This window comes from Frankia casuarinae (assembly GCF_000013345.1).
Lineage (GTDB): Bacteria > Actinomycetota > Actinomycetes > Frankiales > Frankiaceae > Frankia > Frankia casuarinae.
The window spans coordinates 2,846,101-2,858,989 of the sequence record NC_007777.1 but is presented as its reverse complement, the minus strand read 5'-3'; the positions used below and the strand labels follow the sequence as shown (position 1 = coordinate 2,858,989).

The 12,889-nt window shown below is 70.7% G+C and carries 1 protein-coding gene; it reads left to right on the top strand.

Going from position 1 to position 12,889, the window contains the following annotated elements; all coding sequences use genetic code 11:
- Positions 1–16 precede the first annotated feature (16 nt).
- Positions 17–12,889 carry a non-ribosomal peptide synthetase gene (locus FRANCCI3_RS12315; RefSeq protein ID WP_011436862.1) on the top strand — a complete coding sequence of 4,291 codons (12,873 nt, stop codon included), beginning with the start codon at positions 17–19 and terminating at the stop codon, positions 12,887–12,889.

Sequence of the window (12,889 nt, the reverse complement as noted above, 5' to 3'; positions counted from 1 at the left end):
TGAGGCGGGGACGTCGATGCCTGGTACTGCGGACCTGACACTACCGGAGATGTTTCAGGCGCAGGTGGTCGCGCGGCCTGATGCGGTGGCGGTGGTCTGTGAGGATGTGCGGTTGACCTATGCGGAGTTGGATGCCGCGGTGAACCGGCTGGCTCGTCTGTTGGTGGGTTTGGGGGTGGGGCCGGAACGGATTGTGGCGGTGGCGTTGCCCCGGTCGGTGGAGATGGTGGTGGCGTTGCTGGCGGTGCTGAAGGCGGGGGCGGCTTATCTGCCGGTGGATCCGGAGTATCCGGCCGCCCGGCAGGCGTTTATGCTGGCCGATGCCGCTCCCGTGGTGACGTTGGGTACGGCGCGGACCGTGGGGGCGTTGCCTGAGCACGGGGCGGTCAGGGTTGTCGTGGACGCCCCGGATACGGTTCGTGTGCTGGCTGGGCTGCCTGGTACGGCGGTGCGGGATGCCGAGCGGGTCCGGTCGTTGCGGCCGGGGCATCCGGCGTATGTGATCTATACGTCGGGGTCGACGGGTACGCCGAAGGGTGTGCTGATTCCGCAGCGTAATGTGGCTGCCCTCATCGAGACGGCGGGTCGGGTGTACGGGCTGGGCGCCGATGATGTGTGGAGTTTGTTCCACTCCTATGCCTTCGATTTTTCGGTGTGGGAGATGTTCGGTGCGTTGCTGCTCGGTGGCCGGGTTGTGGTGGTGGCGCACTCGGTGAGTCGGTCGCCGCGGGAGTTCGTTGAGTTGCTGAGCCGGACGGGTGTGACGGTGCTCAGCCAGACTCCGTCGGCGTTCTATCAGGTGATCGGTGAGTTGGCTGCTGCCGGGGTCGGTTCCTCGTTGCGGTATGTGGTGTTCGGTGGTGAGGCGCTGGAACCTGCCCGGTTGCGGCAGTGGTATGACCGGTATCCCGGCGACGTCCCGGTGTTGGTCAACATGTACGGCATTACCGAGACGACGGTCCATGTCACGCACATCGCGTTGGACCGGGAGCGGGTGGTGGCGGGGACGGGCAGTGTGGTGGGTGGCCCGTTGCCGGGTGTCCGGACGTATGTGTTGGACGAGTTCCTGCGGCCGGTGCCTCCCGGGGTGGTCGGTGAGCTTTATGTGGCGGGTGCCGGGCTGGCCCGTGGCTATCTCAATCGTCCCGCGTTGACCGGGGAGCGGTTCGTGGCCTGCCCGTTCGGGGGGTCGGGGGAGCGCATGTACCGCACGGGTGACCTGGCCCGGTGGACCGGCGATGGTGGGCTGGTGTTCGCCGGGCGGGCGGATGCGCAGGTGAAGATCCGTGGTTTCCGGATCGAGCCCGGCGAGATCGAGGCCGTGCTGTCCGGGCATCCCGCCGTCGACCAGGTCGCGGTGCTCGCCCGGGAGGACCAGCCTGACCGCAAGCGACTGGTCGCCTACGTGGTGCCCGCCTCGGGCACCGGCTTCGATCCCGGGGAGCTCCGGGAGTTCGTGGCCGGGCGGCTGCCCGAGTACATGGTCCCCGCGGTGGTGGTCGAGGTGGCGGAGCTGCCGCTGACCGCCAACGGCAAGCTGGACCGCGCGGCGTTGCCCGCCCCCGACTTCGGTGCTCTGGCGACCGGGCGGGGGCCGCGCACCGCGGTCGAGGAGCGGTTGTGCGCCCTGTTCGCCGAGGTCCTGGACCTGGCGCGGGTCGGGGCCGACGACGGCTTCTTCGACCTCGGCGGCGACTCGCTGCTGGCCATGCGGCTGATCGCTCGCGTGCAGGCCGAGCTGAACGTCGGGATGGACATCCGCGCGCTGTTCGCCGAGCCCACCCCGGCCGGTGTCGCCGGGCTGGTCGGCGAGGGCGGCGCGGCCCGCGCCGCGTTGGTCCCGAGGCCCAGGCCCGACGTGATCCCGCTGTCGTACGGCCAGGCCCGGATGTGGTTCCTCAACCGGCTCCAGGAGGGCAGCGCGGTCTACAACACGCCGTACGCGCTTAACCTGAGCGGAGACCTCGACCGATCGGCGTTACAGGCGGCGCTGACCGATGTCGTGCGGCGGCACGAGGCCCTGCGCACCGTGCTCCCCGACACCGACGGTGTCCCCCGCCAGCAGATCCTGCGGGAGGACCCCGAACTCGTGATCGTCTTCGCCGCGGCGGAGGAGCTGCCCGGTCTGCTGGCGGCCGAGGCGGGCCGCGGCTTCGACGTCGGGCGTGAGCCGCCGTTGCGGGCCCGGCTGTTCGCGCTGTCCGAGCGGGAGCACGTGCTGTCGCTGGTCATCCACCACGTCGCGACCGACGCCTGGTCCATGAGCGTGCTGGCCAGGGACCTGCCCACGGCCTACGCGGCGCGGTCCCGCGGGCAGGCCCCGTCGTGGGAGCCGCTTCCGGTGCAGTACGCCGATTTCGCCATGTGGCAGCGTGACCTGCTGGGCGACGAGTCCGACCCGGACAGCCTGATCAGCGAGCAACTGGCCTACTGGCGCGAGGCACTGGCCGACCTGCCCGCCGAGCTCGCCCTGCCCGCCGACCGGCCGCGCCCGGCCGTGGCGAGCTTCACCGGTGGTGAGGTGCCGATCCGGATCAGCCCCGCGGTGCACGCCCGGCTCACCGACCTCGTGCGCGGCGGCCGGGGAACGCTGTTCATGGTGGTCCAGTCGGCGATCGCGGTGCTGCTGTCCCGGCTCGGCGCGGGCACCGACATCCCCATCGGGGCGCCGGTCGCCGGCCGCGGTGACACCGCGCTGGACGACCTGATCGGCTTCTTCGTCAACACCCTGCTGCTGCGTACCGACGTCAGCGGCGACCCCTCGTTCGAGGAACTGCTGGCCCGGGTGCGGGAGCGGAACCTGGCCGCCTACGCCCACCAGGACGTGCCGTTCGAGCGGCTGGCCGAGGAGTTCCGTGGCCGCGCCCGTCACCCCGTCTTCCAGGTCCTGCTGGCCTTTCAGAACGTGCCGCTGGACACGCCGTGGGAACTGCCGGGACTGACTGTGCGGCCGGTCCAGGGTGACGGGGACGCCGTCGAGTTCGATCTGTCCTTCAGCCTGGAGGAACGCAGGACCGCCGCCGGGACACCGGCCGGCATCGAGGGCGTGGTGCGCTACTCCGCCGACCTGTTCGACCGTTCGACGGTGCGGAGGCTGGCCGAACGTCTGCTGGGCGTGCTGGAGCGCGTCGCCGCCGATCCCACGCTGCGGGTCAGCCAGGTGCCCGTGCTGGGTGCGGACGAGCGTCACCGGGTCCTCCAGGAGTGGAACGACACCGGGGCCGCGGTGGCCGACGGCACGCTGACCGGGGCGTTCGCCGCCCGGGTGGCCGAGTGTCCCGACGCGGTGGCAGTGCTGGACCGGTACGTCACGCTGACCCACACGCACCCGGACACGGCGGCGAACTGGGTTGCGCAGGACCGGTACGTCACGCTGACCTACGCGCGCCTGGACACGGCGGCGAATCGGGTGGCGCGGGATTTGGTGGCGGCTGGGGTGCGGTCTGGTGATCGGGTTGGGGTGGTGATGGAGCGGTCGGTGGAGTTGGTGGCGGTGTTGGTGGGGGTGGTGAAGGTGGGGGCGGCGTATGTGCCGGTGGATGTGGAGTGGCCGGTGGTGCGGGTGGGGCGGGTGCTGGCTGAGGCGGGGGTGCGGGTGGTGGTGGCCGACGACTGGGCGCCTGATCTGCCCGAGTCTGTCGGGGTGGTGTGGGCGGGTGGCTGGGTGGATGGGGAGGGGGAGTGTGGGCCGCCGGCGGTGCGGGTGGGTGCGGATGATGTGGCGTATGTGATGTATACGTCGGGGTCGACGGGGGTGCCGAAGGGTGTGGCGGTGACGCATGCGGGTGTGGTCGGGTTGGCGGCGGATCGGTGTTGGTCGCGGGAGGTTCATGGGCGGGTGTTGTTTCATGCGTCGCATGCGTTTGACGCGTCGACGTGGGAGTTGTGGGTGGCGTTGTTGTCGGGGGGTCAGGTGGTGGTGGCGCCGGCCGGGCGGGTCGACGCTGGGGTGCTGAAGGGGTTGATTTCGGATTTTGGGCCGACGGTGGTGCATGTGACGGCGGGGTTGTTTGCGGCGGTGGCGGAGGAGGCGCCGGGGTGTTTTGTGGGGGTGCGTGAGGTGGTGACGGGTGGGGATGTGGTGAGTGCGGCGGCGGTGGTGCGGGTGGTGGAGGCGTGTCCGGGGGTGGTGGTGCGGCAGTTGTATGGGCCGACGGAGGTGACGGTGTGTGCGACGGTGTTTGAGGTGCGGCCGGGGGATGAGGTTGCCTCGGTGGTGCCGATTGGCCGTCCGATGGATAACACCCGGGTGTTTGTGTTGGATCGGTTTTTGCAGCCGGTGCCGCCGGGGGTGACGGGTGAGTTGTATGTGGCGGGTGTGGGGTTGGCGCGTGGGTATTTTGGCCGGCCTGGGTTGACGGGGGAGCGGTTTGTGGCGTGTCCGTTTTCCGGGTCTGGGGAGCGGATGTATCGGACGGGGGATTTGGGGCGGTGGACGGGGGAGGGGCAGTTGGTGTTCGCCGGTCGGGCGGACGCGCAGGTCAAGATCCGTGGTTTTCGGATCGAACCGGGTGAGGTGGAGGCGGTGCTGGTCATGCACCCGGGCGTCAGCCAGGGCGCGGTCATCGCGCGCGCGGACCAGCCGGGGCAGAAACGGTTGGTCGCCTATGTCGTCGCCTCCGACGGGGAGACGCTCGACACCGTCCAGATCCGCGACTTCGTGGCGGGCCTGCTGCCCGACCACATGATCCCTTCAGCCGTGGTCGTGCTCGACGCGCTGCCGCTGACCGCCAACGGCAAGGTCGACCGTGCCGCCCTGCCCGCCCCCGACTTCGCCGGCCTGGTGACCGGCCGGGAGCCGCGCACCTCGGTCGAGGAATCGCTGTGCACCCTGTTCGCCGAGGTGCTGCGCCTGGAGCGGGTCGGGGCCGACGACGACTTTTTCGACCTCGGCGGTGACTCCCTGCTGGCCATGCAGCTGATCGCACGGATCAGGAACCTGCTGCGGACGGCGCTGACCATCGGCGAGCTGATGGCCGAGCCGACACCCGCCGGGGTCGCCACGCTGGTGCGGGCCGGCGGCGACCCGGCGGCCGACGAGCCGGTGCTCGCGCCCGTGCAACGGCCCGAGGCGGTGCCGCTGTCGTTCGGCCAGGCCCGGATGTGGTTCCTCAACCGGCTCGAGGACGGCGAGGCGCTCTACAACATCCCGGTGCAGCTGCGGCTGCGCGGCGACCTGGACCGGACCGCGCTGTGGGCCGCGCTCGGCGACGTGGTCACACGGCACGAGAGCCTGCGGACGGTGTTCCCCGACCCCGACGGCATCCCGCGGCAGCAGATCCTGACCGCTGAGGCCGCACGCCCCACGCCTGTGGTCGTACCGACCGACGAGGACGAGCTGCCCAGCCGGCTGACGGCCGAGGCCACCCGGGGCTTCGACGTGAGCCGCGACCTGCCGGTACGGGCCACGCTGTTCGCCGTGCCCGACGGCAGCCACGTGCTGTCACTCGTCGTCCATCACATCGCCGCGGACGGCTGGTCGATGGGGGTGTTCGCCCGGGATCTGGCCACGGCCTACGCGGCGCGGCGGAACGGGCAGGCCCCGCCGTGGGCGCCGCTGCCCGTGCAGTACGCCGACTACTCCATCTGGCAGCGCGAGGTCGCGGCCGGCGAGGACCGGTCGGACGCGCACCTGGCGTACTGGCGGCAGGCGCTGGCCGACCTGCCCGCCGAGCTGAACCTGCCGGTGGACCGGCCCCGCCCCGCCCTGCCCGGCTTCCAGGCCGGATCCGTGCCCATCCGGCTCGGCGCGCGGACACACGCCCGCCTGGCCGACGTGGCCAGGGGCCAGGCTGCGACGCTGTTCATGGCGGTGCAGGCGGCCGTAGCGCTGTTGCTGTCCAAGCTGGGCGCGGGCAGCGACATCCCGCTGGGCACGGCAGTGGCCGGCCAGGGGAACGCCGCGCTGGACGACCTGATCGGTTTCTTCATCAACACCCTCGTCCTGCGCACCGATGTCGGCGGTGACCCGACCTTCGTCGAACTCGTTGGCCGGGTCCGCGAGGGCGACCTGGCCGCCTTCGCCCACCAGGACGTGCCCTTCGAGCGGCTGGTCGAGGAATTTCACCCGGCCCGATCCCTGGCCCGCCACCCGCTGTTCCAGGTGATGCTCGGCTTCCGGAGCACCCCGCAGCGGGAGTGGCACCTGGCCGGTCTCGACACCCAGGTGATGCCGTCGCAGGCCGCCACCGCCAAGTTCGACCTGTCCTTCGACCTCGCCGAGTACCGCGATGAGGCGGGCGCGGCGGCGGGCATCGACGGGGAACTGCACTACTCGGCCGACCTGTTCGACCGGCGGACGGCCGAGGACCTCGTCGTACGGCTGGTCCGGGTGGTTGAGGCGGTCGCGGACGACCCGCACCTGCGGGTCAGCCAGGTCGACGTGCTGGACGACGCGGAGCGGGCCAGGATCGTCGGCGAGTGGAACGACACCGGCGTACCCCTCGGCCACACCAGGCTCACCGCGGCGTTCGATGCCCAGGTGGCCGCCCGCCCGGACGCGGTGGCGGTGGCGGCAGGAGATGTGCGGCTGTCGTACGCGCGGCTGGCGCAGGCCGCGGACCGGGTCGCGCACAGGTTGGCGGTGGCGGGCGTACAGCCGGGTGACCTGGTCGGCGTGGCGCTGGAGCGCTCGGCCGAGCTGGTGGCGGTGCTCATCGGGGTGCTCAGGGCGGGCGCGGCCTACGTGCCGGTCGACCTGGAGTGGCCTTCGGCCCGGGTGGCGCAGGTGCTGGCCGGGACCGGTGTGGTGGTGGCCTCGGCGGGGTTCGCCGCGCCGCCGGGCGTGGGCGTGGTGCCGGTGGGCGACTGGGTGCTGTCCGGGCCGCCGCTGACGCCGCCGTACGTCGTGGCAGGCCACGGCGACCTAGCGTACGTGATGTATACCTCGGGATCGACGGGCGTACCGAAGGGCGTGGCGGTGACGCACGCCGGGGTCGTCTCCCTGGCCGCCGACCGGCACTGGTCCGGCGGGGCTGATCAGCGCGTGCTGTTCCACGCCCCGCACGCCTTCGACGCCTCGACATGGGAGCTGTGGGTGCCGCTGCTGGCGGGCGGCCAGGTCGTGATCGCCCCGCCGGGACCGCTGGATGCCGCCGGGCTGGCCGAGTTGATCTCCGGTGCCGGGCTGACGGCCGTGCACGTGACCGCCGGTCTGCTCGCGGCGCTGGCCGAGGAGGACCCCGGCTGTTTCGCCGGGCTGCCCGAGCTGCTGACCGGCGGGGACGTGGTCAGCGCCACCGCCGTCGCTCGCGTCGCGGCCGCGTGCCCGGACACCGTCGTGCGGCACCTGTACGGCCCGACCGAGATCACCATGTGCGCGACCGTGTTCGACATCCGGCCGGGGGAGGAGGTCCCCGGGCCGCTGCCGATCGGGCATCCGCTGGACAACACCCGGACCTATGTGCTGGATGATCTGCTGCAGCCGGTGCCGCCGGGGGTGGTCGGTGAGCTTTATCTTGCGGGTCCGGGGCTGGCTCGTGGTTACTGGGCTCGTGCGGGGTTGACCGGTGAGCGGTTTGTGGCGTGTCCGTTTTCCGGGTCTGGGGAGCGGATGTACCGGTCGGGGGATCTGGTTCGGTGGACTGCTGCTGGTGAGTTGGTGTTTGTGGGGCGGGCGGACACGCAGCTTAAGATTCGTGGGTTTCGGGTTGAGGTGGGTGAGGTTGAGGCGGTTTTGGCGGTGTTTCCGGGGGTGACTCGGGTGGTGGTGGTGGCTCGGGAGGATCGGCCGGGTCACAGGTATCTGGTGGGTTATGTGGTGCCGGGGGATGTTGATGGTCGTGCGGTGCGGGAGTTCGCGGCGGAGCGGTTGCCGGAGTATCTGGTTCCGGCGGGGGTTGTTGCGTTGCCGGCGTTGCCGGTGACGCCTAATGGCAAGCTTGATCGTGGGGCGTTGCCGGCGCCGGATTTCGGTGGGTTGGTGACTGGGGGGGCGCCGCGTACCGCGGTCGAGGAGGTGTTGTGTTCGTTGTTTGCGGAGGTGTTGCGGCTTGATCGGGTGGGGGTCGACGACGGGTTCTTCGAGCTGGGTGGCGATTCCCTGCTCGCGATGCGGCTGATCGCGCGGATCCGGGAGACGCTGGACGTCGAGGTGAACATCCGCAAGCTGTTCGTCACGCCGACGCCGGCGGGCGTCGCCCGGCTGCTCGACGGCGGCGGACGGCCCCGGGCGGCGCTGGTCCGGGCGGTCCGCCCGGCGGTGGTTCCGCTGTCGTACGGCCAGACCCGGATGTGGTTCCTCAACCGGCTTGAGGGCGGCGCGGCGGTCTACAACATTCCGCTGGTCCTGCGGCTGCGCGGCGACCTCGACGTGGCGGCCCTGCGGGCGGCGCTGGGCGACGTCGCGTTGCGACACGAGAGCCTGCGGACGATATTTCCTGACGTTGGCGGAACGCCACAATCGCGGATCTTGACGGGTGAGGCCGGCTCTCCCGTGCTGTCGGTGGTGGAGGTGGCGGCGGAGGATGTGCCGTTGTTGCTGCGGGCGGAGGTGGGGCGGGGTTTTGATGTGGGGCGGGAGTTGCCGTGGCGGGTGTCGTTGTTCGTGGTGTCCGCGCGGGAGCATGTTCTGGTGGTGGTGGTGCATCATATTGCGGCGGATGGCTGGTCGATGGGGGTGTTGGGGCGTGATTTGTCGGCGGCGTATGCGGCGCGGTTGTCGGGGCGGGCGCCGTCGTGGGTGGGGTTGCCGGTGCAGTATGCGGATTATGCGTTGTGGCAGCGTGCGGTGTTGGGGAGTGAGTCTGATCCGGGTAGTTTGTTGAGTGCGCAGTTGGGGTATTGGCGTTCTGCTTTGGCGGGTCTTCCGGTGGAGTTGGTGTTGCCGGTGGATCGGCCGCGTCCGGCGGTGGCGAGTTATCGGGGTGGGGCGGTGCCGGTGCGGGTGGGTGCGGGGGTGCATGGGCGGTTGGTGGAGGTGGCGCGGGCGGGGCAGGCGACGTTGTTCATGGTGGTGCAGGCGGCGGTGGCGGTGTTGCTGTCGCGGTTGGGTGCGGGGGTTGATATTCCGGTGGGGACGGCGGTGGCGGGTCGGGGTGCGGCGGCGTTGGATGATCTGGTCGGGTTTTTTGTCAATACGTTGGTGTTGCGGGTCGGTCTTGGTGGTGATCCGTCGTTTGCTGAGGTGGTGGGTCGGGTGCGTGAGGTGGATCTGGCTGCCTATGCGCATCAGGATGTGCCGTTTGAGCGGTTGGTGGAGGAGGTGCAGCCGGTTCGTTCGTTGGCCCGGCATCCGTTGTTCCAGGTCATGCTGACCTTCCAGAACGCTCCCCGGACCTCGGGCTGGGAACTGCCCGGGCTGGTGGTCGAGCGGCACGGCTCCGGGGAGATCGAGACCGCCAAGTTCGACCTGTCTTTGGCGTTGACCGAGCATCGTGATGCCGAGGGTGGTGCGGCGGGGCTGGCTGGGGTTTTGGAGTATTCGGCTGATCTGTTCGATCGGTCGACCGCGGAGGGGTTGGTGGGGCGTCTGGTTCGGTTGCTTGAGGTGGTGGGGGCTGATCCTGGTCTGCGGTTGAGTCAGGTGGATGTGCTGGCGGACGGTGAGTATGACCTGGTGGTGCGGGCGTGGAACGGCTCCGCTGTTGGTGGCTCTGCTGTTGGTGGCTCTGCTGTTGGGGTGTCGGCCAGGACGTTGCCGGAGATGTTTCAGGCGCAGGTGGTCGCGCGGCCTGATGCGGTGGCGGTGGTCTGTGAGGATGTGCGGTTGACCTATGCGGAGTTGGATGCCGCGGTGAACCGGCTGGCTCGTCTGTTGGTGGGTTTGGGGGTGGGGCCGGAACGGATTGTGGCGGTGGCGTTGCCCCGGTCGGTGGAGATGGTGGTGGCGTTGCTGGCGGTGCTGAAGGCGGGGGCGGCTTATCTGCCGGTGGATCCGGAGTATCCGGCCGCCCGGCAGGCGTTTATGCTGGCCGATGCCGCTCCCGTGGTGACGTTGGGTACGGCGCGGACCGTGGGGGCGTTGCCTGAGCACGGGGCGGTCAGGGTTGTCGTGGACGCCCCGGATACGGTTCGTGTGCTGGCTGGGCTGCCTGGTACGGCGGTGCGGGATGCCGAGCGGGTCCGGTCGTTGCGGCCGGGGCATCCGGCGTATGTGATCTATACGTCGGGGTCGACGGGTACGCCGAAGGGTGTGCTGATTCCGCAGCGTAATGTGGCTGCCCTCATCGAGACGGCGGGTCGGGTGTACGGGCTGGGCGCCGATGATGTGTGGAGTTTGTTCCACTCCTATGCCTTCGATTTTTCGGTGTGGGAGATGTTCGGTGCGTTGCTGCTCGGTGGCCGGGTTGTGGTGGTGGCGCACTCGGTGAGTCGGTCGCCGCGGGAGTTCGTTGAGTTGCTGAGCCGGACGGGTGTGACGGTGCTCAGCCAGACTCCGTCGGCGTTCTATCAGGTGATCGGTGAGTTGGCTGCTGCCGGGGTCGGTTCCTCGTTGCGGTATGTGGTGTTCGGTGGTGAGGCGCTGGAACCTGCCCGGTTGCGGCAGTGGTATGACCGGTATCCCGGCGACGTCCCGGTGTTGGTCAACATGTACGGCATTACCGAGACGACGGTCCATGTCACGCACATCGCGTTGGACCGGGAGCGGGTGGTGGCGGGGACGGGCAGTGTGGTGGGTGGCCCGTTGCCGGGTGTCCGGACGTATGTGTTGGACGAGTTCCTGCGGCCGGTGCCTCCCGGGGTGGTCGGTGAGCTTTATGTGGCGGGTGCCGGGCTGGCCCGTGGCTATCTCAATCGTCCCGCGTTGACCGGGGAGCGGTTCGTGGCCTGCCCGTTCGGGGGGTCGGGGGAGCGCATGTACCGCACGGGTGACCTGGCCCGGTGGACCGGCGATGGTGGGCTGGTGTTCGCCGGGCGGGCGGATGCGCAGGTGAAGATCCGTGGTTTCCGGATCGAGCCCGGCGAGATCGAGGCCGTGCTGTCCGGGCATCCCGCCGTCGACCAGGTCGCCGTCGTGATGCGTGAGGACCAGCCCGGCCACCGGCACCTCGTGGCCTATCTCGCCGGGACCGCCGGGACCGCCGGAACCGCCGGGGACGGCTCGGACCTCCGGGACTTCGCGGCCGGGCTGTTGCCGGACTACATGGTTCCTTCCGCGGTAGTGCTGCTGGACGCGTTGCCGTTGACGGTCAACGGCAAGCTGGACCGGGACGCGCTGCCGGCTCCCGACTTCGCGGGCCTGGCCGGTGGCCGGGAGCCCCGGACGCCCGTCGAGGAGGCGCTGTGCGCGCTGTTCGCCGAGCTGCTGCACCTGGAGTACGTCGGGGCCGACGACAGCTTCTTCGACCTCGGCGGCGACTCGATCATGTCGATGCAGCTGGTGGCCCGGGCCCGCCGTGCGGGCATGGTGATCACGCCCAGGCAGGTGTTCGAGGACAAGACGCCCGCCCGCCTCGCGCTGGTGGCGGAGAGCAGGCCCGCCGGACCGGCGGTCGACGACCTGGCCGTCGGTGAGGTCCCGTTGATCCCGGTGATGCGTTGGGTGGCCGAGCGGACCGGGCTGCGCCGGTTCTCCCAGTCGGTGCTGACGATCGTGCCGGCTGGGCTGGGCGAGGGCCGGTTGGTCACGGCGGTCCAGGCTCTGGTGGACCGGCACGACGCGCTGCGGGCGCGGCTGGTGTGCCCCGGCCCGGACGTCGCCTCGTGGCGGCTGGACATTCCGCCGCCTGGTCTGGACGCCTCCTCGTCGGTGCACCGGGTGGACGCCGCCGGTCTGACCGGGCCCGAGCTGACCTCGCTGGTGGCCGCGGTGGGCCGGTCGGCGGCGCGGCGGCTCGATCCGGAGGCCGGGGTGATGCTGCAGGTGGTGTGGCTGGATCGGGGGCCGGATGCCCCCGGCCGGGTGCTGCTGGTGGCGCACCACCTGGTGGTCGACGGGGTGTCGTGGCGGGTGCTGCTGCCGGACCTGGCGGCGGCCTGTACGGGGGCTTCGCTGGAGCCGGTGGGCACCTCGTTCCGCCGGTGGGCGGGGCTGCTGGCCGGCTCGGCGGACGACCCGGCGCGGGTGGCGGAACTGCCTGGGTGGCAGCGGTTGCTGGCCGATCCCGAGCCGCCGCTGGGCGGGCGTCCCCTGGACCCCGCTCGCGACACGGTGTCGAGCGTACGGCGGGTGTCGGTCCCGGTGCCGCGTGACGTGACGGCGGCGCTGCTGACAACCGTACCCGCGGTGTTCCACGCCGGGATCGACGACGTGCTGCTGACAGGTCTGTCGCTGGCGGTGACCGAATGGCGCGGGGTGCCAGGCCCGGTGCTGGTGGATGTGGAGGGGCACGGGCGCGAGCCGCTGGCCGATGACGTGGATCTGTCGCGTACGGTCGGCTGGTTCACCAGCGTGCATCCCGTCCGGCTGGACCCGGGTCGGGTGGACTTCGCCGAGGTACGGGCGGGTGGCGATGCCGCGGGCGTGGTGATCAAGCGGGTGAAGGAGCAGGTGCGGGCGGTGCCGGGCGATGGCCTGGGCTTCGGCGTGCTGCGCTATCTCAACGTGGTCACGGGACCGGCGCTGGCCGCGCCACCGGTGCCGCAGATCGGGTTCAACTACCTGGGCCGGTTCACCACCTCGGCCAGGCAGGAGGAGTGGCAGCCGGTGGCGCTGGGCGGGGACATGCCCGAGCGGATGCCCGTCGCGCACGCGCTGGAGGCGGACGGGATCGTCGAAGACGGGCCCGACGGGCCCGAGCTCACCGTGTCGCTGTCGTGGCCTGCCGGTCTTCTCGAGCCGGACGCGGTGCGGGAGCTGACCGACGGGTGGGTGGCGATGCTGACCGGGCTGGCCGCTCAGGCGGGCCGCCCGGGGGCCGGCGGGCACAGCCCGTCCGACTTTCCGCTGCTCAGCCTGGCCCAGCAGCAGCTTGAGGAGCTGGAAGCGGAAATCGCGATGGAGGACTAG